We start from the raw sequence: 26,984 nt of genomic DNA, 5'->3' as shown, positions 1-26,984 counted from the left end.
CCGCGATGACAGATGTCGCTCGTCTGGCCGGCGTCTCCCATCAGACGGTGTCGCGGGTGCTCAACGGGCACCCCAACGTTCGTGAGCAGACCCGGCTTCGGGTGCGGGCGGCGATCGCCGAACTCGGCTACCGTCCCAACGGCGCGGCTCGTGCCCTGGTGACCGGCCGGTCCCAGGTCATTGGGGTGGTCGCACAGAACACCACGCTCTACGGCCCGGCGTCGATGCTGGCCGCGTTGGAACAGACCGCCGCCGAAGAGGGTTTCGCGGTGAGCGTCGGCAGCGTGCGAAACCTGGACCACCGTTCCATCTCGGCCGCCGTCGAGCGACACCTGTCGCACCGGGTCGCCGGCATCGTGGTCATCGCACCTGTCGAGTCGGCGGGTGAGGCGCTGGAACGACTGCCGCAGGATGTCCCGCTTGTCACTGTCGACGGCGACCCGAGCCGGCCGGTGCCGTTGGTGACCGTCGACCAGGTGGCGGGCGCCCGCGCGGCGACCCAGCACCTGCTCGACGCGGGGCACCGCACCGTCTGGCACGTCTCGGGGCCGTTCGACTGGTTCGACAGCGTCGGCCGGATCGACGGCTGGCGGGAGGCGCTGCTGACGGCCGGGGTGGACCCGCCGCCGCTGATGCCGGGGGACTGGTCCGCCGCGTCGGGTTACCGGTGCGGGCAGATGTTGGCGAGGATGCCGGAGGTCACCGCGGTCTTCACCGCCAACGACCATCTCGCGCTGGGCGTGCTGCGGGCGTTGCACGAGTTCGGCCGGCGGGTGCCGCACGACATCAGCGTGGTCGGCTTCGACGATGTGCCGGAGGCGGCATACTTCATCCCGCCGCTGACCACCGTCCGTCCCGACTTCGACGCGGTGGCGCGGGCGAGCCTACAGATGCTGCTGACCCAGATCGAATCGGGCACCGGTGGGGCCTTGCGGCAGACGATCGCCCCGGCCCTGGTTGCCCGGGGGAGCGTCGCGCCACCGCAGCGCTGACAGTCGGGCCGACGGCCGCCGGACGCGGCGTTCACCAGCGTGACCGGCGCTGCCCGGTGGGGGTGCCCGGTGTCGTGCTCACCTCGCCGCGATACGCGCCGTCACGATCGGTTAGACGTAGGTCAATCGAACTGGGCGTTTCCTCATCGACAAGTAGCGATGCAACTGTCGGGGAGCTATTGAACCTCGTGAAATCTCACCGTAACATGATGGGCGTCTCTGTTAACGCTAACAAGAATCGGCGTCCCACTTCCGGCCCAGCACTCGGATCGTAGTCACGGGCGGGCGCCACCGACAAGGAGGCTCGATGAACCGCATCACCCGAGGTCGACGCTGGGGGAGCGTACTAGCGGCCGGAGTGCTGGTCGCCGGCGCTCTGGTCGGCCTCCGCGCCCCTGCGGCGCAGGCACTTGACAACGGGGTCGCACGCACTCCGCCCATGGGCTGGAATTCGTGGAACTCGTTCGGTTGCAACATCAACGAAGGCCTGATCCGGCAGTCAGCGGATGCGATCGTCAACAGCGGGATGCGGGACCTCGGTTACGAGTACGTCGTCGTCGACGACTGTTGGTTCAACCCGAACCGGGACAGCTCCGGCAACCTCCAGGGCGACCCGAGCCGGTTCCCGAGTGGGATGAAGGCGCTCGGCGACTACCTGCACTCCCGGGGCCTGAAGTTCGGTCTCTACCAGGTGCCTGTCGACAAGACCTGCGCGCAGTACTTCAACTCTTACCCCGGTGCCACCGGCAGCCGCGGGCACGAGGCGCAGGACGCCCGCCAGTTCGCCGCCTGGGGTGTGGACTTCCTCAAGTACGACTGGTGCTCGCCGGAGGGCAGCATCAACGACCAGGTGACCACCTTCGCCCGGATGCGTGACGCGCTGGCCGCCACCGGCCGCCCGATCGTCTACAGCATCAACTCGAACAGCATCCACGCCAAGACCGGCCCGCAGCGCAACTGGGGCGACGTGGCGAACATGTGGCGTACCACCGAGGACATCACCAACGCGTGGGACACCGGCCAGACCAACGGTTACCCGATGGGCATCCAGAACATCATCAACGTGACGGTTCCGCTGGCCTCGTACGCGCGGCCCGGCGGCTTCAACGATCCCGACATGATGGAGATCGGCCGCGGCGGCATGAACGACACGGAGATGCGCAGCCACTTCGCGATGTGGGCGATCATGGCGTCTCCACTGATCGCCGGCAACGACGTCCGGAACATGAACTCCGCGACGCAGACCATCCTGAAGAACGCCAACCTGATCGCGATCAACCAGGACTCGCTCGGCCTGCAGGGGACGCAGGTCTCCTTCGACGGCACCCGTCGGGTGCTCGCCAAGCGACTGGCAAACGGTGATGTCGCAGTCGCCCTGTTCAACCAGGGTGGCTCGACGACGACGATCTCCACCACGGCCGCCGCCGTCGGCAAGTCCGGCAGCTCGTTCACGCTGGTCGAGGCGTGGTCCGGTGCCACCACCTCCAGCAGCGGCACGATCAGCGCCAGCGTTCCGGCGCACGGCACTGTGGTCTACCGGGTCAGCGGTGGCGGCACGACTCCGCCGACGACCCCGCCGCCGACCACCCCGCCGCCGACCACGTCGGGCGCGTTCGCCAGTGTCGCCTCAGGCCGCTGCCTCGACGTGCCGGCGAGCAACACCACGAACGGCACCCAGCCGGTGATCTGGGACTGCAACGGCGCCGCCAACCAGCGCTGGACCGCGAACGGTCAGACCCTGCAGTCGCTCGGTAAGTGCCTGGACGCGCCGCTGAACGCCACGGCCGGCACCAAGGCGCAGATCTGGGACTGCAACGGCGGAACCAACCAGCAGTGGACCATCAACACCAACGGCACGATCAGCAACAACCAGTCCGGCCTCTGCCTCGACGTCAACAACAACGGCACGGCCAACGGCACCACGGTGCTCCTCTGGACCTGCACCGGGGCGGCGAACCAACGGTGGACGCGGCGATAACCGACCAGGTCCGTCGACCGACCAGGTCGCGGCCGCCCGCCTGATCCGACCGCCCGCCAGGTGCCCGCGGACGACACCCGTCGTCCGCGGGCACCTCTGCGTCAGCCGACCCTGCTGCCCGGCCGGTGGTGGCTCGGCCCGGTGGCGTGACGCCCTGGTGGCGCGGCCGGTGGGCCCGCCCGATGGCTTGGCCTCCCGGCCCGGCGGTGGCTGCGGCCCGGTGGTGGCCTCCCGGCCCGGCGGTGGCTGCGGCCCGGTGGTGGCCTCCCGGCCCGGCGGTGGCTGCGGCCCGGTGGTGGCCTCTCGGGCCGACGGTGGCTGCGGCCCGGTGGTGGCCTCTCGGGCCGACGGTGGTGGGCTGCGACGGTCTCCCCGGCGGCTTCCGCACCGGCACCGATCGATGCCGTGATCCCAGGTCGGAGCCACTGCGGCCGACGACCCCATGCATCGGGAGGCCTCCGTTACGAGACCGTGACACCGGTATTTCGGATCAGGTGTTGACGTGCCGTATGTGAGCGCTAACACTACCCCGAAAGGTGACAGTTTTGGCCCCGGCACTCGACGGGGGAATCCAGAGAGGAGAAGCCGGTGCGCAGGAGATTCCTGGTTGCTCTCGGCGGCGCGGTGCTGACGCTGAGTATGGCAGCGTGCAGTGGCGGGGGCGCGGGCAGCGGCGACGACAAGAGCGCCGACAAGCCTGGCGACCTGACCATCGGTGTGTCGATGCCGACCCAGACCTCGGAGCGGTGGATCGCCGACGGCAACGCCGTGAAGTCCAAGCTTGAGGCCAAGGGCTACAAGGTCGACCTCCAGTACGCCGGCGACGACATCCCGACCCAGTCGCAGCAGGTCGACCAGATGATCACTCAGGGCGCCGACGTCCTGGTCATCGCCGCGATCGACGGCACCGCGCTCAGCAGCCAGCTGCAGGCCGCCGCCGACGCGAAGATCCCGGTCATCTCCTACGACCGGCTGATCCGCGGCAGCAAGAACGTCGACTTCTACGTCAGCTTCGACAACTACAAGGTCGGCGTCGCCCAGGGCACCGGGCTGCTCGTCGGTCTCGGCCTGCTGAACAAGGACGGCTCGAAGGGCACGGCCAAGGGTCCGTTCAACATCGAACTCTTCGCCGGCTCGCTCGACGACAACAACACCCAGTACTTCTTCAACGGCGCGATGGACACGCTGAAGCCGTTCATCGACAACGGCACGCTCGTCGTCAAGTCGAAGCAGACGACCCCCGAGCAGGTCGCCACCCTGCGGTGGCAGCAGGAGACCGCGCAGAAGCGGATGGAGAACCTGCTCACCTCCAGCTACAACGACGGCTCGAAGGTCGACGGCGTGCTGTCGCCGTACGACGGCATCTCCCGGGGCATCATCACCGCCCTGCAGAACGCCGGCTACGGCACCGCCGCCAAGAAGCTCCCGCCGGTGACCGGTCAGGACGCCGAGATCGCCTCGATCAAGCTGATCAACGACGGTGTGCAGAGCTCCACGGTCTTCAAGGACACCCGCCTGCTGGCCGACCAGGCCGTGAACGCGGCCGAGGCGTTCCTGCAGAAGAAGGAGCCGCAGGCCAACGACACCAAGACGTACGACAACGGTGTCAAGGTCGTCCCGGCGTACCTGCTCCCGATCGTGACGGTCTACAAGGACGACATCAAGACCGCGCTGATCGACTCCGGCTACTGGACGGCGGAAGAGGTCGCCGCCGGTCAGGCCAAGAAGTAAACCAATCGTCGGGCCCGGCGGTCGCCGCCGGGCCCGACGTCTGGGCGTACCGTGTCCAGACCTGACGGAGGACAGTGACAATGGACGACACCATCCTCGAGATGCGTCGCATCACCAAGACCTTCCCCGGCGTGATCGCGCTGGAGGATGTCACCCTCGCAGTGCGCCGCGGGGAGATCCACGCCATCTGTGGTGAGAACGGCGCCGGCAAGTCCACCCTGATGAAGGTGCTGTCCGGCGTCTACCCCTCCGGTTCCTACGATGGCGAGATCTTCTTCGACGGCAAGCCGATGCAGTTCCGGGGCATCCGGGACAGCGAGGCCAACGGCATCGTCATCATCCACCAGGAGCTCGCCCTGGTGCCGTACCTGTCGATCGCGGAGAACATCTTCCTCGGCAGCGAGCGACGCAGCCGTCTCGGGCTGATCGACTGGAACCTGGCCAACGCCGAAGCGGCCAAGCTGCTGGCGTCCGTCGGGCTGCACGAGAACCCCGTCACCCCGGTCATCCAGCTCGGCGTCGGCAAGCAGCAGTTGGTGGAGATCGCCAAGGCGCTGTCGAAGAAGGTGCGCCTGCTGATCCTGGACGAGCCGACGGCCGCGCTCAACGACATCGACTCGGCGCACCTGCTTGACCTGTTGCGGGCCCTGCGCGACCAGGGCATCACCTGCATCATGATCTCGCACAAGCTCAACGAGATCACCGCGATCGCCGACACGACCACAGTCATCCGGGACGGGCGCGCGGTGGAGACCCTCGACATGAAGTCCGACGAGGTGACCCAGCAGCGGATCATCCGGGGCATGGTCGGGCGCGACCTGGACAGCTTCTACCCCGACCGCGAGTCGTCGCCCGGCGAGGAGGTCCTGCGGATCGAGGACTGGACGGTGCGGCACCCGGTGCAGGACCGGATGGTCGTCGAGGACGTCGCCCTGTCCGTCCGTGCCGGCGAGGTCGTCGGCATCGCGGGCCTGATGGGAGCGGGGCGCACCGAGCTGGCGATGAGCGTGTTCGGTCGCTCGTACGGGCGCGACATCCGGGGCCGGATCTTCGTACGCGGCAAGGAGGTGCAGGCGCGCACCGTCGCCGAGGCGATCGACAACGGCATCGCCTACGTCACCGAGGACCGCAAGCGGTACGGGCTCAACCTCATCGACGACGTCCGCCGCAACGTCTCCGCCGCCGCGTTGGACCGGCTGTCCCGCCTCGGCTGGGTGAACGGCAATGAGGAGATCAAGGTCGCCGAGGAGAGCCGGCGGGAGATGAACATCCGGACGACGAGCGTCATGGCGGTCGTCGGCAAGCTCTCCGGCGGCAACCAGCAGAAGGTCGTGCTGTCGAAGTGGCTGTTCACCGACCCGGACGTGCTGATCCTTGACGAACCCACCCGGGGCATCGACGTCGGCGCCAAGTACGAGATCTACACGATCATCAACCGGCTGGTGGCCGCCGGTAAGGCGGTGATCGTCATCTCCTCGGAGCTGCCGGAGTTGCTCGGGATGTGCGACCGCATCTACACCCTCGCCGCCGGCCGGATCACCGGTGAGATGCCGGTGGCCGAGGCAACTCAGGAGAGCCTCATGGAGCTGATGACCAAGGACAAGGAGCTCGTGGCGTGACCAGCATCAAGACCCCTCCGACGGAGAGCCCGACACCGTCGGACAACACACCCGCCGCCGCTCTGCACAGCGGCACGAACGACCTGCGGGCGCTGGTGTTGAACAACCTGCGGCAGAGCGGGATCTACGTCGCGCTGGTCGTCATCGTCGGGCTCTTCGCGATCCTGACCGACGGGGTGTTGCTGAGCCCCGGCAACATCACGAACATCGTCCTTCAGTACTCGTACATCCTGGTGCTCGCGATCGGGATGGTCATCCTGATCATCGGCGGGCACATCGACCTGTCCGTCGGATCGGTCGTCGCGCTTACCGGAGCGGTCTCCGCCGTCCTGGTGATCCAGCAGGGTCACCCCTGGTGGATCGGCGTCCTGGCCGCGCTCGCCGTCGGCATCGCGGTCGGCGCGTGGCACGGCTTCTGGGTGGCGTACGCGGGCATTCCGGCCTTCATCGTGACGCTCGCCGGCATGTTGCTGTTCCGGGGTCTCACCCTCCGGGTGCTCGACAACATCTCGCTGTCGCCGTTCCCGGCGGAGTACCAGAAGGTCGCGGCGGGCTTCCTCAACGGGCTGCTCGGCGGGCAGGGCTATGACGCCTTCACGTTGCTGATCGGCGCCGTCGCGGTGGCCGGGTACGCGGTGAGTGGCTTCCGCACCCGTGTGGCGCGCATCCGCTACCAGCAGCCCGTCGAGTCGTTCCCGCTGTTCGTCGCCCGGGTCGTGCTGGTCGGCGCGGTCATCATGTACTTCGCGTGGCAGTTGGCGCACGCCCGCGGCCTGCCGATCGTGCTGATCATCCTGGCGGTTCTCGTCCTGGTCTACGGCCTGCTCACCCGGCGTACCGTCTTCGGTCGCCAGGTGTACGCGATCGGCGGCAACCTGTCGGCGGCGGCGCTGTCCGGGGTGAAGGTCCGCACCGTCAACTTCTGGATGTTCGTGAACATGGGCTTCCTGGCGGCGGTGGCGGGTGTCATCTACTCCTCGCGGTCGAACGGCGCTCAGCCTGCCGCCGGCAACATGTTCGAGTTGGACGCGATCGCCGCGGCCTTCATCGGCGGCGCGGCGGTCACCGGCGGGGTGGGCACCGTGGTGGGCGCGATGGTCGGTGGTCTGATCATGGCGGTGATGAGCAACGGCATGCAGCTGATGGGCATCGACCAGTCGACCCAGTCGGTGGTGAAGGGCCTCGTCCTGCTCGTCGCTGTCGCCTTCGACGTCTACAACAAGCGCCGGGCGGGCACTGCCCGCTGACGTCCGACGGTACGCACGTGCCCCCTGCCCGCCGCGCGGACAGGGGGCACGCGTCCGTCAGTGGCAGGTACCGGTGCCGCTGTCGGTGTAGGTCTGCCCGGCCACCGGCACGAACTGCCAGTCGTAGCTGCCGGAGTGCAGGGTGAACTTCAGGACTCCCCAGGCGGAGCTGTTGCGCGCCTCGCTGTTGGGCTGGATGGTGCCGAAGCTGTAGTGACCCGCGCCGCCCATGCCGGCGACGAAGCTGCGCATGCCCCGGCTGGTGTCGGCGCCACCGGACGGGTTCATCGGCGCGAAGCGCTCGTACACGTGGTTGTGTCCCCACACCACGACGTCGGCGTTGTAGTCGTAGAGCGCCTGGTACAGCGGACGCGTGGATGTCGACGGCGCGTGGTTGGAGCTGGACGTGAACAGCGGGTGGTGCCAGTAGGCGATGGTGCACGGCTTGCCGCTGGCGGCCAGGTCCGCCCGCAGCCACTGCTCCTGGGTGGAGCCGGCCGACATGCTGATGTTCGAGTTCAGCGACACGACGTGCCAGTTGCCGAGGTCGAACGAGTAGTAGCCACGTCCGCTCGGGCCGGCGGACGTACCGAAGTAGTTGTAGTAACCGGTCGCGCCCGACGTGTTGTAGTCGTGGTTGCCCGGCGACGGGCGGGTACGCGACTTGTGCCGACCCCAGGTGGGCTCGTAGTAGCTGCTGAACTGCGACGCGGTGCCGCTGTCGTAGACGTTGTCGCCGGTGGTGAAGACCGTCCCGGGGATGCTGTCGAGCAGCGTCGCGGTGGCGCTGTCACCGGAGCCGGAGTCGGCGATGTCGCCCGCCCCCACGAACACCGGGTCACCGGACGTGGGCGGCGTGCTGGTTCCGGTGGTGACCACCAGTTGCGGGGCGTCCGCGCCGCTCTCGCGCGAGTCGTAGTAGGCGCCGTCGCCGCTGGCGGAGGTGGCACCGAAGCTGTACGTCCCGTTGCCGGTGACGGCGGCCGTGACGTCGACCTCGTACCAGGTGTTGCCACTCACCGCGCCGAGGGTGCCGAGCGTGGCCCCGTCGATGGCCGGCTGGTTGTTCCAGGTGGTGCCGGTCTCCGACCACGTCGTGTTGGACATCCGGCGGAACGTGCCACCGGCATCGCTGCCGCTGTTGCCGCTGATGGTGCGCAGTCGGAGCTTGGCGCCGGTCACCGTCCCGCTGACCCCGCTCACTGTGAAGCGCAGGAACGAGCGGCGTACGGGAGAGTTGTCGGCCACGATCTGCGTGGACGTCCCGTAGTTGGTGGACGTCGCGTCGCTCTGGACGTAGGTGTCCGCGACCGGTGTGAACGTCACGCTCGCCGCCGACGCCGCGTCGGCGGCGGTCACCACGACGGCGGCGGTCGCGGCGACGAGCACCAGCACCGCTCCCGTCGTGATCGTCGGACGGGGGAATCGAATGTCCATCCAGGACTCCTTCGCTACGGGTGGGAAGCGAGAGGAATGTAGGAAGGTCGATGAGCCGGCGGGCAACAGGCGGATGAACACCGCGTCCCGGCAGGCGAACACCTCGATGTTCGCGGCACGTTCACCGGCACCTCGCCGGGCTGCCACGCGCGGTCCGTTGTGCCCTCCGCGACGGGTACGGACGATGGCTGACCGGCAGTTGTCGATCCCGAGGAGATGCTCGTGTACCTCTCGACCGTTTCCCGGCCGGTCGCCGATCCACCCGAGTCCGGCCCACGACGTCGCCGGCTGGCAGTGGTCGGCGGCAACGTCCTCGCACTCGGCACGGTCAGCCTGATCACCGACATCTCCGCCGAGATGGTGGCCGCCGTGCTACCGCTCTATCTGGTGCTGGGCCTACAGCTCAGCCCGGTGGCCTTCGGTGTGCTCGACGGCGTCCACACCGGTGCCACAGCGCTGCTGCGGGTCGTGGGCGGGTTCGCCGCAGACCGGTTCCGGCGGCGCAAGCTGATCGCCGGCATCGGCTACACCCTCTCGGCGGTCGCGAAACTCGGCCTGCTGCTCGCCGGCCGGTCGATACCGGCGATCGGCGCGGTCATCGCCGTCGACCGCCTCGGCAAGGGCGTGCGCAGCGCCCCACGCGACGCGCTGATCACGCTCTCCACCCCACCGGAGGCGCTGGGCCGCGCGTTCGGGGTGCACCGGGCGATGGACAGCGTGGGCGCGTTCCTCGGCCCGCTCGTCGCGTTCGCGGTCCTGCTTGTCGTCGGGCAGTCGTACGACGCGGTGTTCGTCACCAGCTTCTGCATCGCCGCGCTCGCCGTCGTGGTGCTCGTGCTCTTCGTTCGGGAACGCCCCGCCGACCCGGCGACGGAGAACCCGGACGACCCGACGGTCTCGGTCCGGGAGGCGTTCGGCCTGCTGCGCAAAGGACCGGCCGGCCGACTCGTACTGGCCGCGGCGATGCTCGGGTTGGCCACCATCGGCGACGGCTTCGTCTACCTGCTGCTGCAACGCCGCGAGGATCTCGGACTGCGCTGGTTCCCGCTGCTCGCGGTGGGCACCAGCCTGGCCTACCTGCTGCTCGCCGCCCCGCTCGGCGTACTCGCCGACCGGATCGGCCGGCTGCCGGTGGTGCTCGGCGGCTACACCGCGCTCGGTGCCACGTACCTGCTGCTGGCCGGTCCGGTCGACGGTTTGCCGCTCATCGCGCTGACCCTGGTGCTGTACGGCGCGTTCTACGCCGCCACCGACGGGGTGCTTGTCGCGTTCGCCGGCCCGGTGCTGCCGGCCCGGCTGCGGACCACCGGAATCGCGCTCGTGCAGACCGGGCAGGCCCTCGCGTACCTCGTCTCCTCCGTCCTGTTCGGTCTCTGCTGGCAGGCGTGGGGGCCGGAGGTGGCGATCCGCGCGGCGGCCGTGGCCGTCGCCTGCGTTCTGGTCGGCACGCTGCTCCTGCTGAACGCCCCGTCCCGTCTCGTCACCCGGAGGGTGTCCCGATGACCGTGCTGTCGACCCGAGCGAGACTCGGCGTGGTGCTCGCCTCGGCCGTGCTGCTGGGCGGCGTGGCCGTCGGCTACGTGGCGGTGGCCGCCGAACCAGCCCGGACCCCGCCCACCGGCACCGACGACCAGGCGGTCACCCTGGCGCCCGGCCCGCGACTGCTGGTCCTCACCGACCGACACCTGTCCACAGTCGGCACGGCCGACCCCACCGGGCCGCGCACCGTCTCCGGCCTGGAGTGCCTACGGGTGTACGCGGCGGCCGGCACCGGTGTCTGCCTGCGACCGGAGACCGCCTGGTCGTACCAGGTGGTAGTGCTCGACGCGGCGCTGCGCCAGACGCGGGTGGTCGACGTGCCGGGCCTGCCGAACCGGGCCCGGGTCTCGGCCTCCGGCCGGATGGTCTCCTGGACGACGTTCGTCGGCGGCGACTCCTACACCGCCAGCGGCTTCTCGACCCGCACCGGAATCCTCGACACCACCACCGGCGCCACGGTGACCTCACTCGAAGAGTTCGCGATCAGGCGGGACGGGCGGAGCTACCGCAGCCCGGACGTCAACTACTGGGGGGTCACCTTCACCGCCGACGACAACCGCTTCTACGCGACAATGGCCACCGGCGGCAGGCGTTACCTGGTCCGGGGTGATGTCGCCGCCCGGACGGTCGAGACGGTGGCGGAGAACGTCGAGTGCCCGTCACTGTCGCCCGACGGCACCCGGATCGCCTTCAAGCAGGCGGTCGATGCCGACCCGGCGAAGGGTTGGCGACTGTCGGTCCTCGACCTGTCGACCATGCGGGTCACCGCGACGGCCGAGACCAGCAGCGTCGACGACCAGGCCGCCTGGCTGGACGGCCGGACCCTCGCCTACACGCTGCGCCAGAGCGACGGTCAGCCCGACGTCTGGAGTGTCCCGGCCGACGGGTCCGGTGCGCCGACGTTGACGATCCCGGGCGCGGAGTCCCCGGCACCGCTCGGCTGAGGCGCGGGACCGACCCGTAGAAAACCTTCGATGAGCGCGTTGACTTAGACGGTTTGTTACACAACAATCAGCGCAAACATTCAAGTCCATCTCTGTGGTCTGCCGGTAATCCCTGTTCACCCTCGCCAACCCCCCAACCCCTCAGTGCGCGCGGGTGCTCCATCGCCGCGGCCTGAAACCCCAGCGAAAGTGAGGGCACGATGAGGCATGGTCGACGAATGGCCGGCGGCACAGCCGCGGCCCTGCTGATGGTCACGGGCCTGATCGGAGCCGCGCCCAGCGCCGCCTCCGCAGCCGTCACCCCAGCGCCAGGCGCCGCCTCCGCGGCCGTCTCCCCCGGGCTCACCGAGGCGGTAACCGCCAAGCTGCTCGGCACCGCCGAGGTGTCCAGGGCCGCGCAGCCGGAAACGCGGGTCACCGTCAGCCGCGTCAGCGGCCGGTGGGCGTTCGGCACCGCCGTCGCGCTCGCGCCCCGCCAGGAGGATGCCCACCCGACCGGGTCGATCTTCATCGCCCGGTCCGAGCCCGCCGGGTGGCGGATCGCCTTCGACGGTGAGGCCGCCTTCGGCGACCTGGCCGCCGGGTCGCCCCTGATGACGGGTCGGGAGAAGAGCGTGCTCACCACCACGCCGGTCCCGATGTACGCGGGCGGCGACTACCGGACCGGAATGGCCCTGCCCTTCGGTGTGGGCCAGACGTGGACCCTCACCAGTGGCCCACACGGCTGGGGCGGAACCGAGTCGCCGTACAGCTCCGTCGACCTGGCCGGTGGTGACCAGGTGGTCCGCGCGGCCCGGGCCGGAGCGGCGTACACGATGTGTCAGGGCTGGATCCGGGTCATCCACGACCGGGGCTATTCGACCGACTACTACCACCTGTGGAACAGCATCTCCGTCAACGGCGCCAGTGTCGGCCAGGGTGCCGTCCTGGGTAACACCGGCACCGACGTGACCTGCGGCGGCGCCGCCTACGGCCGGCACGTCCACTTCGGGCTCCGGCAGAACAGCGCGTACGTGCCGATCGCCGGCCACGACATCGGCAAGTGGGTGCTGGCCAACGGTGCCGCCGCCTACCAGGGTGGGGCGCGGCACGGGTCGGCCTGGGCCGGTGTCGGCGGCGGTCTGTACAACTACGGCGCGCTCGGCTTCAACCAGGGAGTTGTCGATGCGAACGGCGGTGGGGTGCTCACCCGACGTGCCGGGCCCGGGACCGGCTACGGCTCACTCGGCTCGGTGGCCGACGGCGCCACCGTCACCATCTCCTGCTCCGCCAACGGCACCTCGCACACCGGGCGGTACGGCACCACGGCGCTCTGGAACCGGTTGAGCGACGGCAGTTGGGTGTCCGATGCCTACCTGTCGACAGGTGTGAACGGTCCGATCAACGGCTGGTGCTGACGAGTTCTTCCGCCGAGGTTGGCGGCCGACCGGCCGCCAACCTCAGTCACCGCAAGGAGTGCTCATGTCCATCCGAACCCTGCTCGCCCTGACCACCGCCCTGACCGGAGTCGTCGCGGTCGCGTCACCGGCCGTCGCCGGCCCCGGCGGGACACCGGCGCCGGCCGCCCCGCTGGCCGTCGCGTTCGACACCGCCGCCCAGCGGTACGACGTTCCGCGTGACCTGCTGGTGGCACTCGGGTACGCCGAGTCGCGGCTGGACATGCACGCCAGCACACCGAGCGCTGCGGGCGGCCACGGGCTGATGCATCTGGCGAGCAACCTCAGGGTGCGCACCCTGGACGAGGCTGCCGCGCTCACCCGGCTCAGTCCGACCGCGCTGCGGACCGACCCCACGGCGAACGTCCTCGGGGCGGCGGCGGTGCTGCGCTCGTACGCCGATCAGGCGGGCCTCACCGACGCGGCACGCGACGACGTGAACGGTTGGTACGGACCGGTCGCCCGGTACGGCGGCGCCAGCGAACCGTCGGTCGCGCGGCTCTACGCGGACACCGTCTACGACCTGCTGCGTGCCGGGTTCACCGGGCGCGGCGAGGCGGTAACCGGGCGGCCGGTCACCCCTCGGCGGGGTGGCCTGGAGCAGGCCGCCGTGCTCGGCGGGATCGGCACCCTCAGCACCGACTACGGGCCGGCCGCGTGGGCGCCGGCCAGCACGAGCAACTACACAGTGGCCAGTCGACCGGGCAGCCACCCGATCAACCGCATCGTCATCCACATGACGCAGGGCGCGTACGCGGGCGCTGTCAGCTGGTTCCAGAACCCGGCCGCCCAGGCCAGCGCGCACTACACCTTCCGCTCCTTTGACGGGGCCGTCACCCAGTCGGTGCGGGAGAAGGACATCGCCTGGCACGCTGGCAACTGGACGTACAACACCCAGTCGATCGGCATCGAGCACGAAGGGTACGTCGACAACGCGACCTGGTTCACCGACGCCATGTACCGCGCCTCGGCCGCACTCACCCGCAGCCTCGCCACCAAGTACGGCATCCCGAAAGACCGGGCGCACATCATCGGGCACAACGAGGTGCCCGGCGCGACGCACACCGACCCGGGCCCGAACTGGAACTGGACCTACTACCTGCAGTTGGTCAACGGTGTCACAGGTGTCGGCTCCGGCACTGTCAGCACCAGCGCGAGCACCCTGAACGTCCGCTCCGGTCCCGGCGCCGGTTACCCGATCGTCGGATCGGTCGCCGACGGCGCAACAGTCGCCGTCTACTGCCAGGCCGTCGGCAGCACAGTCACCGGCCCGTACGGCACGACGACCGTCTGGAACCGGATCGGCACCAACCGTTACGTCTCCGACGCGTACGTGCTCACCGGCTACGACGGGTACATCCCGAACGTGCCGCGCTGCTGACGGCGCGGTGCGGCACCCGGCCACTGACGCTCACGTGGCCGGGTGCGGGCCGAAGAGCAGGTCGAGCTGGGCGTCCAGCGCGTCGAGCGCCTGCGCGGCGGTGTACTGCCCACCCAGCAGGTAGACGCCGAGCCCTTCCATGAGGGCCAGCAGGCCGGCCGCGGCGGCCTCACCCCGGCCCTCGGGCAGCACACCGGCGACGAATCCGGTGAGCTGCCGGGTGCCCTCGCGCAGTCCGGTCGCGGCGGCCGGACGCACCGCCGTGTAGGCGAGGAACGCGAGCGCCACCCGCCCGTCGTCGCGGGTCCCCTCGTCCAGGGGCAGCAGTGCGGCGATCATCGTCCGCAGCAGCAGCCGAGGCGGTGGATCCTCACCCAGTCGCGCCAGCGCCTCGGTGACCCGCAGCTGGCTGCGTTCGCGTACCACGCTCAGCGCGAACGTCATCATCTCGTCCTTGGTGCGGAAGTAGTGCTGGACCATGCCGGCGGAGACGCCGGCCGCGGCGGCCACGTGGCGGAGGCTGACGGCCTCCAGGCCCTGATCCGCGGCGACCCGCATCAGCGCGTCCGCGATGAGGGTGCGTCGCTCCTGGTGATCGACCTTCTTGGGCATGGCCTCGATCGTTTCACAGGGGTGACCCGGACCGCCCGCCAGCGGCAACGGCTACCGGCTGACGGTGCTGCTCGTGGGGCTGCCCCGCGCGCTGCGCAGGAGGCCGTCGGGGTCGTCGGCGTACAGTCGCAGCTCGTTCATCGGCAGCGACCCGGTCTTCGCCAGCTCGAAGGTCAACGGCCGGCGCAGCAGGACGTCGATGCTGGTCTGGCTGCCGACCGAGATCGACACCACCCGGCGCGCACCCTCCTGCTCGACCTGCACCGACCTGCTCGACGGCAGCGAGCGGTAACGCTTGCGCAGGGCCTCGATGTCGGTCCACGGGATCCAGATGTCGATGCCCGAGCTGAGCCGCACCCGCAGGCCGTGGTCACCGACGACGTGGGGGTGGATGGTCATGCTGGCGAACAGCCCGATCATCCAGAGCAGCCCCCAGATGCCCAGGCCGAGCACGATCCAGCGCGCCGGTCGCCAGGGCACCACGTGGGTGACGACGACATCGAAGATGGGGATCTCCACTACCGACAGGCCGATGAAGATGCCCAGGATCGGCTTGACCACGCCGAGGTAGCCGAATGGTTCGTCGCCGGGCCGCAGCGGCAGGGGGCGGCGCCGGGCCCAGACGTACAGGCTGCGCCACGTCGCGGCCTCGGCCGCTGCGGCCCGGCGCAGCAGTCGGCCGACCCGCGCCCGGTTCGGTGCCGTCGTGTCGGTCATCGTCGTCCTTCTCGCTGGGGCGTGGATGTCGGCGGTCGCCTCGGCCAACGCGATGACCCGCGTCGGAGAGCCTTCTCTCATCGCAATGCGATCGCATTGAATCCACCGTAGCGTTTTTACGATGCAACTGCAATGTAACTTTGCGGTGGGGCGTGACCCGGCGCCGTGGCGTTGTCGACGTCTGCCATCCTCGGGGCGGTGACGACCGGCCACCCGACCACGCCCCGCTCCCACCGCCGCGCCCGCAGCCGCACCATCCGCATCCTCATCGCGCTCGTCGCGGTGGTGGCCCTGATCGGCATCGCACTGATCGTCGTGCCGATGCTGCGACCGGCTGGGCCGCGCCCGCTCTTCCAGTTGCCGGTCGCCTGCGGCGAGACGTGGCAACTGAGCACCTACCCCGGTCACGACGACTACGACGTCGACCTGTTCCCCACCGAAGGCGAGGCGTGGGGGCGGCCGGTGCTCGCGTCGTACGCCGGCACGGTCACCGTGGCGGGCATCAACGGGACGCTCGGCGGCCGAACCCCGGACAACCCGGAGGGCTCCCGCGGTCGTGGCGGCGGTTACTGGGTGAAGATCGACCACGGCGGCACCTGGGAGACGCAGTACCTGCACCTGCTCGAACCGCCGCTTGTCAAGAAGGGGCAGCGGGTCGCTCAGGGCGACCAGATCGGACGGCTCGGCAGCACCGGCAACTCCGGCGCCCCGCACCTGCACTACGAGCAGCGGCGCGGCCGGACCAAGGTGGAGACCCACTTCGACGGTACGCCGTCGGGCATCACCACCGACGAGCGCGAACAGATCCTGCGGCGGGTGAGCAACAACTGCCCGGCCGTCTCCTGAGGAGCGCGGTTTGTCCGGCCCGACTCGGGGCACTGATTGGGCAGACAGTTCGGACGCAGGGAGGAGCCGGCCATGGTCAAGGGTGACGTCGACACGTACCACGAGGACGGTCAGTGGAAGAACAAGGCGGAGGGCAACGAGCGGGCCAGCAGCACGCATGACGTGAAGACCGACGCGCAGGCCCAGGGCCGCGAGATGGCGGCCGACCGCGGCGTCGAACACGTGGTCAAGAAGCAGGACGGCACGATCGGGGAGAAGAACACCTACCCCCGCAGCCGCGACCCCCGCGACATCGAGGGCTGACCACCGCCAGCCGCCGGCCCGCACCGGCCTCATCGAGTCGACTCGACGAGGCCGGTGCGGGCCCGCGTCAGCTGTCACCCCGGGAGGGGAACGTCGGCCCACGCTTCACCGCGATACCGGATCACCCACACCTATTGTCCGATAAAGTCCGAATTGGGGCTGGAGTGGGTGCTGGATTGGGGTGGGCATGGTGGTACGGGGCCGACGCGGGCCGGCCGCGCTCGCGCTGCTGGTCGCACTGACCGCAGCTGCCGTGGTGGTCGCGCCCTCCTCGGCGTCGGCGGTCGGGTCGGTCCTGTTCGACCAGCCGTTCCGCAACAACACAGCGAACGGCGTGGGCGCTTTGGCGGTGCCGGGCGTACCGGCCGCGGGAGCCAGCAACGCGGCCTGCCTGAGCGCGGCGGGCAACTCGACCACCGGTCCGTTGCTCAGTTGCACCACGTCCACCGACCCCGACGGCGCGGGCAAACTGCGCCTCACCCCCGCCGCCGTCACCCGGGAGGGTGGGGTGTTCGGCGCGGTGAGCGTGCCCACCTCGCAGGGCCTGCACGTCAGCTTCAACACCTACCAGTACGGCGGTACGAACCCGGGGGCGGACGGCCTCGCCTTCGTGCTGGCCGCCGTCGACCCGGCCAACCCGCGGTCCCCGTCCACCCTCGGCCAGCCGGGTGGCTCGCTGGGCTACTCGGCAGCGTTCAACGGTGTGTCGGTTGGCCTCTCCAACGGCTACCTGGGCGTGGGGCTTGACGTCTTCGGCAACTTCAGCAGCAGCACGTACCAGGGGACCGGCTGCACGAACCCGCCGTACATCTCGACCACCGGCGGGCGGGTCCCCGGCCAGGTCGTGATCCGCGGGCCGGGCCGCAACGGGGTCGGCTACTGCGCGATCAACAGCACCGCCACCAGCACCTCGTCGGCGGCCCTGGCGCTGCGCGCCAGCACCCGGGCGGCCTCGGTGGTGCCGGTCGAGGTGGTCGCCAACACCACCGCGTCGCCGTTCACCACCGACACCGGCATCACCGTTCCGGCCGGCGAGTACCGGGTCAGGTTCACCCCGGTCGGTGGACCGGCGCGGACCCTGTCCGGCAGTCTCCCGGTCGTGTCGCCGAGCCTGTATCCGTCGCCGACCTGGCTGAACGCCAACGGATACCCTCGGCAACTCGCCTTCGGCTGGGTCGGCTCGACCGGCTCGGTCACCGACTTCCACGAGGTCGACAACGCCCGGGCGGTCAGCTTCAACCCGGTGCCGGACCTGAACGTGGCGCAGACCAGCGCGGTGGGAGCCACCCCACAGCCCGGCGACCCGGTCACGTACTCGATCACCGCCGGGGTCGATCCCGGTGCGGCCGAGACAGCGCCGATCTCGGTCACCCAGACCACGCCGGCCGGAGTCGTGCCGCGGGCCGCCTTCGGGTCCGGCTGGGTCTGCGCCGCACCGTCCGGCCAGAGCATCACCTGCACCAACAGCAACGGCCCGTTCGCCGGCGGAAGCTCGCTGCCACCGATCACCGTCGTCGCGAGCGTGACCGGGACCGGAGTGACGCCGGCACTGATCCAGACGGCCACCGTGGCGACCTCGTCCTCAATCGACGCGAACCCCGGTTACTCCACCGCCACCACACCCGTGGCACCCGCCACCGCGCCGAGCGGTGTCACGGTCACCCCGGCACTGAGCTCGATCTCCGGAGGCATCGCGGTCACCGTCGGCGGCAGCAACCTCACCGGCGCGACAGCGATCACCATCGGGACGGCCGCCGAGCAGCAGGCCGGTACCTCGGTGCTGCTGCTACCGTGCACGTCCGGCCCGGGCGCCGGCTGCTTCACGGTGAATCCCGACGGCACACTCGGCATCTCCTCGATGCCCGCCCGGTCCAGCCCGGCGACGGTCACCGTCAGCGTCGTCACCCGGGGCGCCTCCGGCTCGGCGACCTACGTCTACGCGTCCGCGCCGGGCCCGCCGGCCACGCCCACGGCGGTCGCGGGCATCACCAGCGCCACAGTGAGTTGGACCGCACCCGCGAGCAACGGCAGCCCGATCACCAGCTACCTGATCACCCCGATCCGGGACGGCGTCACCCAGCCCACCCTCACGTTCGACGCCTCCACCACCAGCCGCACGTTGACCGGGCTCACCGCCGGCGCGTCCTACGCCTTCCGGGTGGCGGCGGTGAACGCGTTCGGCACCGGCGTGGCCAGCCCGGCCTCGGCCGCGGTGGTGCCGTACACACTGCCGGGAGCGCCGACGATCACCGCCGCCATCGCGGGGACGAACGCCGCCACGCTGACCTGGACGGCCCCGGCCAACGGCGGCTCGGCGATCACCGGCTACACCGTGACGCCGTACCTCAACGGGGTGGCCCAGACCCCGCAGAGCTTCACCGGGACCGGCACCACCCAGGTCGTCACCGGGCTGACCGGCGGCGCCACCTACACCTTCCAGGTGGCCGCGACCAACGCCGCGGGGACCGGCCCACAGTCGGTGCCCTCCGCGTCGGTGACGGTCAATCCGTCCCCGACGCTGACATTCGCGCCGCCCCCGCCCGGCAGGGCGTACGACCCGTACCGGTACCAGCTGACGGTCGCCGGTGGTACGGGTCCCTTCGCCTGGTCGATCAGCGCCGGGACCCTGCCGGCCGGGTTGACCCTCGACCCGGCGACCGGCCTGCTCTCCGGCACACCCACCGTCTCCGGGACATTCCCGTTCACCGTCCGGGTTACCGACTCGTTCAACCAGGCCGCGACCCGACCGGTCGAGCTGGTCATCGCCCCGCTCGGCGGGCTGTCCATCAGCGTTCCGGCGCTTTCCGCACTGGGCACCGTCACCACTGCCACCACCGGCGTCGCAGGCCAGCTCGGCCCGGTGACCGTGACCGACGACCGGGGACCGTTCTCCGGAAACTGGGTGAGCGTCGTCTCGGCGACCAACTTCACAACGGGTTCCGGCTCGGGTGCCGAGACCATCCCCAACAGCAACATCACGTACGCCTCCGGGCCGGCGCTTGCCACCACCGGCGCCGGCGCCTTCCTTCCGCAGGCAGGCGTGGTGCTGGACATGCCGCAGCGGGCCGCCGGATGGTCCGGTCGGGCCGGTGTCCCGAACTCCGCGACCTGGAACCCCACAGTTTGGTTGACGCTCCCGCCCTCCGTGGTGGTCGGCGACTACGTGGCCGTCGTGACGCACTCGGTCATCTAGCGGGAGCCTCGGCGCTGCCGGCCGCCGCCCGGCGGCCCGGCTGTTCCGTCCGGACTGCTGACACGTCGCTGCCCGGCCGTACCCCTTCAGGGGACGGCCGGGCAGTCTGTGCCGCCTGAGTCGGTCAGGCCAGCCGAGTGCGCCGCCGGCGGACGAGGTGCCAGCCGGCGAGGATGATCAGCACCAGCAGGGCGACCCCGGCGACCGGGTAGACGAGCCACGTCGGCCCGCCGGAGGCCGAGGCCGTCATCGGCGCCACGACCGGCAGGACGATCTTTCCGGTCGCGGTGCGTTCCACGACGCCGCTGGCGAGCTTCGCGTGCACGTCCCAGACCCCCGCCGGGAGCGCCTGGTCGACCTCGACCCGCACCTGGCCGCTCTGGCCGGGCAGAATCGTCACGCCGTTTGTCACTGTGAACGGGCCGGCCTGGACCGCCGCCTTCTTCAGCGACAGCGTGCCGGTCATGTCCACAGCGCGTTGACCGGTGTTGGTGACCTTCGCGGTGACCACCGGAAACTCGCGGGGGCCCGGTTCTGCCGCCAGCGCGTCGATGCGGAAGTCGGTAGGCGGCTCACCGCCCGGGCCGATGTCGAGGTAGACGCGGATGCCCACCCGGTGAATCTGGGTGACGTTTCCGGCTTGCCTGTTCGTGCTGGTGACCTGGGCCCAGATCGCCGCGTACCGCTCGCCCTTCGATGCCTTCTTCGGTACGGCGATCTCGACCTCGACCGGCCGCCGCTCGCCCGGGTCCAGCTCCATCTCGGCGGCTTCCAGCCCGATCCAACCGCTCAGTTCGTTGCCCGTCCGTCCCTCCGGGACGGCGAAGGTGTTGTGCTCGACCGCCGCCGCACCGGAGTAGAACTCGATCTTCTGCGTCTCGCCGGAGGAGTTCTGCACCTCGACCCGGCGGTGGATCGTCGTCCCGGGGTTGAGGTGGTCCACGATGTAGACCTGGGCCCGGGGATCCCGCACCCGACTGGCCGGGATGTCCAACATCCGGATACTGATCGCGGCGTCGTCGGCCGGCTCGCGTTGCTGCTCCCGCACGGCAGCGGCTGGCGCCGCAGGCACCCCGAGCGCCACGAGGGCGACAGGGGCCAGCAGCGCCAGCCGGCCGAGCGGGTCAGACCACCGAATGTGTCACCGTCCCCGTGTAGACACCCTGGACGGTGCCGACGGGCACATTCACCACCAGCGTGGGGTTCCAGGTGGCGAAGTTGTTGCCGGTGCCGCCGGTGTGGGTCATCGCGGTCCGGGGCACATTGATGATCACCTGCTGGGCCGAGGTGGGCTGGCCCGGCGTGAAGGTGCCGCCACCGGCGGTCGCCGTCGCGGGGCCGGACCAGTACAGGACGTTGATGTTCGGGATCGTCTCGCCGGAGGTGCCACCGCCGGTGGTGAAGTCGGTGGAGATGACGGTGGCGGTCCAGTTGGGGGTGAGCGAACCGCGCTGGTCCAGCACGGTCACCGGGCCGAGCTGACCGGTGACGGTGGAGCCCTCCACGCCGTGCCCGATGTTCGCCGTCGCCGGTACGGTGATCGAGAGGCCACCGGCGGCGTCGACGGTGAGGGTCACGATCGTGTCGCCAGTGGTGTCCGCGGCGGCCGGCCCGGCGAGCGCGAAGACGGCGGCAACGCCGGCCACGCCCGCGAGAATCTTTCTACGCATCGACTCTCCTTCTGTCCGAAAGAACCCATAGGAAGCAGTCAGAGGTTAACTACGCAAAACGCCTATATGGAGCTGAACGGCACGAACGTCACCCGGGGGCGGCCAGTGCTCCTGCGCGTGTGTCCGTGATCGTCGGCACCGCGGGGTCGCTGCCCGGGATCGCGCACCCGGCTGGTCCGGGGACCGGGTTCGCGGCCGTCGGAGGGCGCGCACGACAAGGGCTCGGCGCCGTGCTGGCCGCCGAGCCCCGCGATCGGATTCAGGCTGGAACTACGTACGGGAAGGTGGCGGACCGGGCGGCCCGGGTGACCTCCGCGGTGAGGCCGGACGTGGTGCCGGTGTTGAGGACCAGGGAGAACATCACCTCGGGTGCGTTGTCGGCCAGGGCGCGGCCGTTGCGGACCGCGAAACCGAAGTTCGCGGCCGTACCGACCTGGTACGACAGCAGGTCCGGGTAGAGCTGCCGGGCGACGCTCCAGCCGTACGCCTGCGGGTCCGGTGCGGTGCCGTTCGCCTTGACGACCCCGGCGACCGCGTTCGCGATCTCCTCGCCGCCTTCGGCGAGGTCGCTGCCGGGGTGCCGGAAGTTGGCGGGGTGGGAGAAGTCGGTGTCGTGGGGCCAGAAGATCGGCCACATCATCGGGTGGCCGGCGCGGTTGATCTGTCGCCATCCGCCGGCGTCGGTGGCCAGCATGGTGCGACACCACACGCCGATCTCGGTGCCGTCGCGCAGCAGTGGCTCGTCGTGGGAGACCGCGAGGACTATCGACTCGACGGTGGTGCCGGCGAAGCTGTTCTTGACCTGGTCGGCCCGCCATGCCGAGTGGTCCACCCGGGCAGCGTTCTTTACCGCGCCGTTGATGGTGGCGAGTTCGTCGAGGTCGATGAAGAAGGGGTCGGTGATCCGCCCGGCCCAGATCCGGACATTGTTGCCGGCCGTCACCTCGCCGGTTCGCCCCTGGGCGATCGGGGTGCCCATCGCGGCGTCGTCGCGGGCGTCCGCGCCGGTGAGTTCGTACACCTGGAAGGCCTGCCGGGCCTCGCCGTCCAGCTCGCCGAAGGCGAACCGGTAGGCCAGGTCCTCCACCTCGGCGCCGTTGATATGGATCTTGATCTCGTAGCGTGCCTCGGCGTGGAAGCCGCGCTTGATGTCCGCCTTGGTCACCGAACTGTTGACGTCCATGACGAAGACCGTGGCGCGGTCGCCGTCGAAGACGTAGAGGTCATCGATGTAGAGCTGGCCGCCCTGGGCGGCGAGGGGGGTATCGAGGTGGTGCGACATGAGCTCACTCCCGGAACTGCCGGATTTTGGACTAATCCGAACATAGTGGTCGTGAGTCGGTCGCCGTGCGCATCGAGCCAATCGGGCTGGCTGAGGCATCCACGGCACTGGGCCGGCCGAGGTGTGCTCGGCCGGCCCAGTGTGTGGCGTCCAAGTTGTCAGTTGCGAGACCACTTCTGGTTGGCGGCGCCAAGGCAGTCCCAGAGGTGCAGCTTGCCGCCGTTGTTCGGGTTGGCGTCCCGCACGTCCACGCACCTGTTGGCGTTGAGGTTGACCAGGTCGCCGGCGGCGTTGAGGGTGAAGCGTTGGGCCGTGTTGCCGTTGCAGCTCACCAGGTTGACCTCGGTGCCGTTGGCCGTGCCGGCCCAGGCCGGGTCCATGCACTTGCCCATCGCGCGGACCGTCCCGTCGGAGGCGAAGGTCCAGGCCTGGGCCGCTGTGGTGTTGCAGTCCCAGATCTGCAACTTGGCGCCCTCGACCGGGTTGGCGCTGGGGATGTCGATGCACCGCCCGCTCTGCGCACCCCGGATCCGGCTGGTGCCGGTGCCGGGGTCGCCTCCGCCGGAGGTGTAGCTGGACACCCGGACGTAGTCGACGAGCATCTGCTGCGGGAACTGCGTGGAGCCGTCCGGGTAGCCGGGCCAGTTTCCGCCCACCGCCACGTTGAGAATCATGAAGAAGGGGTGGTCGAACACCCAGCGGCTGCCGCCGAGCCGGGCGGGATCCACCCGGTGGTACTGGACCCCGTCCAGGTACCAGGTGATCACGTTCGGCTCCCAGTCCACCCGGTAGGTGTGGAATCCGTCGGCGAGCGGCGCCCCGATGGTGCGACTGCCGGTGATGCCTCCGCTGCCGGAGTAGCCGGGTCCGTGCACGGTGCCGTACACGGTGTTGGGCTCCCGGCCGATGTTCTCCATGATGTCGATCTCGCCGGCGTCGGGCCATCCGCCGCCCGTGCCGAGCATCCAGAACGCCGGCCAGATGCCCTGGCCGCGGGGGATCTTGATCCGGGCCTCGAATCGGCCGTACGTCTGGGTGAAGGTGGCCGCCGACAGCAGGCGTGCCGACGTGTATTCGCACCGCCCGTAGTGGCACTGGTAGTTGCCGGGATTGTCCCGGCGGGCCGTGATGACCAGGTTGCCCTGGCCGTCGTGCACGGCGTTGCTGGTGCTGCTCGTGTAGTACTGCCGCTCGTTGTTGCCCCAACCGCCCCCGCCGATGTCGAAACGCCACTTGTTCTGGTCGACCGGGGTGCCGGCCGGGGAGTTGAACTCGTCCTGCCAGCTGATGGCGCCGATGGCGGCCTCGGCTCGGTCGGGATGCGCCGGGACGAGCGCCGCGGTGGTCGCGACGAGGGCGACCGCCAGGAGTGCGAGGGGGCGAGACCGGGTGCGGGCTGTGAACACGGGAGGCTCCTCGGCGGGGGAGTGGTGGAGGGTGCGCGACGGAGGCAGAGAGCGCTCTCTGTAGAGAAGTATGTCGATATGGTGTCTTTCTGTCAAGAGTCTTTCCAATACCCCCGCGACGCCCTTCGCGCCGTCGACGAAGGGCGCGGCTCGGCGTTCGGCAGCGGACTCCGAGCTGGACCCGACGACCTCCGGCACCGGCCTGTCCGGCCCGCCCCCGTCGTGCCGGCGCGGGTTACTCGATAGCTGTCGAATCGACCTTTCCTATTGCCGTGGGGCGTCCACCCGGGACAGGATGACGAGGCGTGCGGGAAACCTCCTCGTAACCTGCACGCTGCTGGTCTCTGTCACAAGGAAGTGGGAGTCAGTCATGAGCGACGCGTCGACGGCGCTGGGTGTGCGCCTCTACCCGGACCTGGTCGAGCAAGGTGGTCTGGCCCCCGCGCTTATCGAAACCGCCGCCCGACACGGGCTCGATCTCGGCCGGGTCACCGCTCCCGAGCAGGGGCGGAGCCGATTCACCTGTGCCGAGCTGCAGTCCGGGCAGGGCGAGGTCTGCGTGAAGCTGGGATCGCAGGCCCGCTACTTCATGATCGACCTGCGGGTGGCCGGCGAGGTGCTGGCGCGCGGCGACGTGATGGACCTCTTGCAGGTCGCCACGGTGGCGGCGGCCTGGCGGGGCGGGCTGACCGTCACCGAGCTGACCGCCCGGTTCCCGTTCATGGAGGAGATCAAGCACCGTCCGGCGCCGGTGGCCCAGGTCGGCTGAGTCGGCTCCGCCACCCAGGGCGACAGCGCTGACCGCGGTGGCGACGGTGCCTCGGTGCCGACCCCACGGTCCGCGCGCAGCGCGGCAAGCTACGGAGTGGACGGTGAACGACAGTCGTCCGTTCAGCCGTTGGTGGTGCGCGCCTGCGCCGGCACCTGGAGGAGATCAAGGCAGTTGCGCCACAGCGTCTCCAGCTGGCTCGGATCGTTGAGCAGCTTCGCGAGCAGGACCCGCCCCTCGATCTGAGCGACGATCGATCGGGCGGCCTCCCGGCTGTCCACCCCGGAGCCCGCCAGGCCGCGTTCCTTGGCCTCGACCACTACCTGTTCGATCAGGCTGATCTGCTCCTCGAAGATCTCCTGGAGCCGGTCGCGGATCTCCTCGGCCTGGTTGCTGAGTTCGAGGGCGAGGTTGCCGAACAGGCAGCCGGCGACCACGCCGGCTTTCTGCTGGCCGACGCGCTGGACCTCCTCGGTGGCCTCGAACAGGTCCCGGAGCCGCTGTAGCGGGTCGCGCTCGCTGCCGAGCAACTGCTCCCACTGGCGGCGCTGAGTGACCCAGTGCTCGTCGATGACGGTGCGGGCGAGCGCCTGCTTGGACTCGAAGAAGTAGTAGAAGCTGCCCTTCGGCACGCCCGCCGCAGCGCAGATCTCGGCCACCCCGAGCGCCGTGTAGCCCCGCTGCTCGATGAGCGCGGCGGCCGCGCCGAGGATCTTGTTCCTCGCGTCACTGGTCCGTCCCATGCTTTGACGATACACGACCGGTCGGCTAGCTTTTAGTAGACCAGTCGTCTAGTAAAGGATTTCCTCATGAACAACAGTTCGGCACAGCGGGTCGTGGTGATCACCGGCGCCTCCCAGGGCATCGGCGCCGACCTCGTGGCCGCCTACCGCAAGCTCGGCTACGGCGTGGTGGCGACGTCACGCTCGATCGACGCGTCGCCCGACCCGGAGGTCGTCACGGTCCGGGGTGACATCGCCGAGGCCGACACCGCAGAGCGGGTGGTACGTGCCGCCCTGGACCGGTTCGGGCGGATCGACACCCTCGTGAACAACGCCGGCGTCTTCGTGGCCAAGCCGTTCACCGACTACACCGACGAGGACTTCAACCAGGTCACCGGGATCAACCTCGCCGGGTTCTTCCACCTCACCCAGCGCGTCATGCCCCACCTACTGACCAGCGGCAACGGCCACATCGTCAGCATCACGACAAGCTTCGTCGACCAGCCCAACTCGAACGTTCCGTCGGTGCTCGCGTCCCTGACCAAGGGTGGCCTCAGCTCCGCCACCAAGTCGCTGGCCATCGAGTACGCGACTCGCGGCGTACGGGTAAACGCCGTCGCGCCCGGCGTCATCAAGACCCCGATGCACCCGGTCGAGACGCACCAGACGCTCGCGGGCCTGCACCCGGTCGGCCGGATGGGCGACACCAGCGATGTGGTCGACGCCGTCCTCTACCTCGAGTCCGCCCCGTTCGTCACCGGCGAGATCCTGCACGTCGACGGTGGCCAGAACGCCGGTCACTGACGCCACCCGACACCGAGAAGGGAGCAGACCATGCCGATCGTGACCATCCAGATCACCCGCGAGGGCAGCACCGCTGGCGCGTCCGCGGCGACCGCCGAGGAGAAGGCCGCCCTCATCAAGGGCGTGAGCGAGCTGCTGCGCGACATCCTGAACAAGCCGTTGACCTCGACTTTCGTGGTGATCGACGAGGTCGAGACCGAGAACTGGGGGCGCGGCGGCCTCCCGGTCGACCAGTTCCGCAAACAGCAGGCCCCCGAGTAGGCAGCGGTTGCCCGCCGATCGGCCGGACAGGATCCGCACCGGTGGTGCGGATCCTGCCGATTGGCGGCCGTGACCAGGTCCGGGTCATTCGCACC

At 69.8% G+C, this 26,984-nt stretch carries 23 protein-coding genes; 15 read left to right on the top strand and 8 right to left on the bottom strand.

Annotated elements, in window-relative coordinates; genetic code table 11:
- Positions 1–5 precede the first annotated feature (5 nt).
- The 5 genes from AB0B85_RS06975 (at position 6) to mmsB (ending at position 7,567) form a co-directional block, all read left to right on the top strand.
- The gene (locus tag AB0B85_RS06975; protein ID WP_357404410.1) at positions 6–992 is read left to right on the top strand and encodes a LacI family DNA-binding transcriptional regulator; all 987 of its coding nucleotides are present in this window, start codon (positions 6–8) and stop codon (positions 990–992) included.
- Between the two features lie 307 nt (positions 993–1,299).
- Entirely contained in the window at positions 1,300–2,970 is a 1,671-nt protein-coding gene (locus AB0B85_RS06970) for a ricin-type beta-trefoil lectin domain protein (RefSeq protein ID WP_357404408.1), read from the top strand.
- Between the two features lie 588 nt (positions 2,971–3,558).
- A complete protein-coding gene (gene chvE, locus AB0B85_RS06965) occupies positions 3,559–4,701 on the top strand; it encodes a multiple monosaccharide ABC transporter substrate-binding protein (protein WP_357404406.1) in 1,143 nt (380 codons plus the stop codon).
- An 80-nt stretch (positions 4,702–4,781) separates the two neighbouring features.
- Entirely contained in the window at positions 4,782–6,320 is a 1,539-nt protein-coding gene (gene mmsA, locus AB0B85_RS06960) for a multiple monosaccharide ABC transporter ATP-binding protein (RefSeq protein ID WP_357404404.1), read from the top strand.
- Entirely contained in the window at positions 6,317–7,567 is a 1,251-nt protein-coding gene (mmsB, locus tag AB0B85_RS06955) for a multiple monosaccharide ABC transporter permease (protein ID WP_357404402.1), read from the top strand. Before mmsA ends, mmsB begins: the two co-directional genes overlap by 4 nt.
- A gap of 57 nt (positions 7,568–7,624) precedes the next feature.
- Here mmsB and AB0B85_RS06950 read toward each other — a convergent pair whose 3' ends face one another.
- Positions 7,625–9,004 (bottom strand): DNRLRE domain-containing protein, encoded by a 1,380-nt coding sequence (locus tag AB0B85_RS06950; protein ID WP_357404400.1) that lies wholly within the window; start codon positions 9,002–9,004, stop codon positions 7,625–7,627.
- A gap of 222 nt (positions 9,005–9,226) precedes the next feature.
- Between AB0B85_RS06950 and AB0B85_RS06945 the strand changes: the two genes are divergently transcribed.
- The 4 genes from AB0B85_RS06945 (at position 9,227) to AB0B85_RS06930 (ending at position 14,304) form a co-directional block, all read left to right on the top strand.
- Positions 9,227–10,507 carry an MFS transporter gene (locus AB0B85_RS06945; RefSeq protein WP_357404398.1) on the top strand — a complete coding sequence of 427 codons (1,281 nt, stop codon included), beginning with the start codon at positions 9,227–9,229 and terminating at the stop codon, positions 10,505–10,507.
- Positions 10,504–11,487: a hypothetical protein gene (locus AB0B85_RS06940; protein ID WP_357404396.1), complete on the top strand. Its 984-nt coding sequence runs from the start codon at positions 10,504–10,506 to the stop codon at positions 11,485–11,487. Before AB0B85_RS06945 ends, AB0B85_RS06940 begins: the two co-directional genes overlap by 4 nt.
- Positions 11,488–11,705: 218 nt before the next feature.
- The gene (locus AB0B85_RS06935) at positions 11,706–12,884 is read left to right on the top strand and encodes a peptidoglycan DD-metalloendopeptidase family protein (RefSeq protein WP_357404394.1); all 1,179 of its coding nucleotides are present in this window, start codon (positions 11,706–11,708) and stop codon (positions 12,882–12,884) included.
- A gap of 64 nt (positions 12,885–12,948) precedes the next feature.
- Positions 12,949–14,304: an N-acetylmuramoyl-L-alanine amidase gene (locus AB0B85_RS06930; RefSeq protein ID WP_357404392.1), complete on the top strand. Its 1,356-nt coding sequence runs from the start codon at positions 12,949–12,951 to the stop codon at positions 14,302–14,304.
- A gap of 30 nt (positions 14,305–14,334) precedes the next feature.
- Here the strand turns inward: AB0B85_RS06930 and AB0B85_RS06925 are convergent, their stop codons facing one another.
- Both AB0B85_RS06925 and AB0B85_RS06920 read right to left on the bottom strand, forming a co-directional pair.
- Positions 14,335–14,916 carry a TetR family transcriptional regulator C-terminal domain-containing protein gene (locus AB0B85_RS06925; RefSeq protein ID WP_357404390.1) on the bottom strand — a complete coding sequence of 194 codons (582 nt, stop codon included), beginning with the start codon at positions 14,914–14,916 and terminating at the stop codon, positions 14,335–14,337.
- Between the two features lie 51 nt (positions 14,917–14,967).
- Positions 14,968–15,633, bottom strand: coding sequence for a hypothetical protein (locus AB0B85_RS06920; RefSeq protein WP_357404388.1), 666 nt, complete (start codon positions 15,631–15,633; stop codon positions 14,968–14,970).
- 198 nt (positions 15,634–15,831) lie between these two features.
- On the opposite strand from AB0B85_RS06920, the gene AB0B85_RS06915 reads away from it, so the two are divergent.
- The 3 genes from AB0B85_RS06915 to AB0B85_RS06905 all read left to right on the top strand — a co-directional run bounded on the left by AB0B85_RS06915 (position 15,832) and on the right by AB0B85_RS06905 (position 19,975).
- Positions 15,832–16,479, top strand: coding sequence for a M23 family metallopeptidase (locus AB0B85_RS06915; protein WP_357404386.1), 648 nt, complete (start codon positions 15,832–15,834; stop codon positions 16,477–16,479).
- Positions 16,480–16,551: 72 nt separating this feature from the next.
- Positions 16,552–16,782 carry a DUF2188 domain-containing protein gene (locus AB0B85_RS06910; protein ID WP_357404384.1) on the top strand — a complete coding sequence of 77 codons (231 nt, stop codon included), beginning with the start codon at positions 16,552–16,554 and terminating at the stop codon, positions 16,780–16,782.
- A gap of 187 nt (positions 16,783–16,969) precedes the next feature.
- Positions 16,970–19,975: a fibronectin type III domain-containing protein gene (locus AB0B85_RS06905; protein WP_357404382.1), complete on the top strand. Its 3,006-nt coding sequence runs from the start codon at positions 16,970–16,972 to the stop codon at positions 19,973–19,975.
- Between the two features lie 124 nt (positions 19,976–20,099).
- On the opposite strand, the gene AB0B85_RS06900 is transcribed toward AB0B85_RS06905, so the two are convergent.
- From AB0B85_RS06900 to AB0B85_RS06885, 4 genes are all read right to left on the bottom strand, one after another.
- Entirely contained in the window at positions 20,100–21,047 is a 948-nt protein-coding gene (locus AB0B85_RS06900) for a hypothetical protein (protein ID WP_357404380.1), read from the bottom strand.
- 52 nt (positions 21,048–21,099) lie between these two features.
- Complete coding sequence (locus AB0B85_RS06895; RefSeq protein ID WP_357404378.1) at positions 21,100–21,645, bottom strand: hypothetical protein; 546 nt, start codon at positions 21,643–21,645, stop codon at positions 21,100–21,102.
- 259 nt (positions 21,646–21,904) lie between these two features.
- Entirely contained in the window at positions 21,905–22,927 is a 1,023-nt protein-coding gene (locus tag AB0B85_RS06890; protein ID WP_357404376.1) for a DUF4331 family protein, read from the bottom strand.
- Positions 22,928–23,085: 158 nt separating this feature from the next.
- Positions 23,086–24,333: a family 16 glycosylhydrolase gene (locus tag AB0B85_RS06885; protein WP_357404374.1), complete on the bottom strand. Its 1,248-nt coding sequence runs from the start codon at positions 24,331–24,333 to the stop codon at positions 23,086–23,088.
- A gap of 370 nt (positions 24,334–24,703) precedes the next feature.
- Between AB0B85_RS06885 and AB0B85_RS06880 the strand changes: the two genes are divergently transcribed.
- A complete protein-coding gene (locus AB0B85_RS06880) occupies positions 24,704–25,102 on the top strand; it encodes a hypothetical protein (protein ID WP_357404372.1) in 399 nt (132 codons plus the stop codon).
- Positions 25,103–25,224: 122 nt separating this feature from the next.
- Here AB0B85_RS06880 and AB0B85_RS06875 read toward each other — a convergent pair whose 3' ends face one another.
- Positions 25,225–25,845, bottom strand: a complete 621-nt coding sequence (locus AB0B85_RS06875) for a TetR/AcrR family transcriptional regulator (RefSeq protein ID WP_357404370.1) — start codon at positions 25,843–25,845, stop codon at positions 25,225–25,227.
- Between the two features lie 66 nt (positions 25,846–25,911).
- On the opposite strand from AB0B85_RS06875, the gene AB0B85_RS06870 reads away from it, so the two are divergent.
- A complete protein-coding gene (locus tag AB0B85_RS06870; RefSeq protein WP_357404368.1) occupies positions 25,912–26,628 on the top strand; it encodes an SDR family oxidoreductase in 717 nt (238 codons plus the stop codon).
- 30 nt (positions 26,629–26,658) lie between these two features.
- Entirely contained in the window at positions 26,659–26,889 is a 231-nt protein-coding gene (locus AB0B85_RS06865) for a 4-oxalocrotonate tautomerase family protein (protein WP_357404366.1), read from the top strand.
- Positions 26,890–26,984 lie beyond the last annotated feature (95 nt).

Origin of the sequence: Micromonospora sp. NPDC049044 (genome assembly GCF_040649215.1) — a bacterium.
Lineage (GTDB): Bacteria > Actinomycetota > Actinomycetes > Mycobacteriales > Micromonosporaceae > Micromonospora.
Note: the sequence above shows the minus strand (reverse complement) of the source record. Positions and strands in the feature narration are given on the sequence as shown.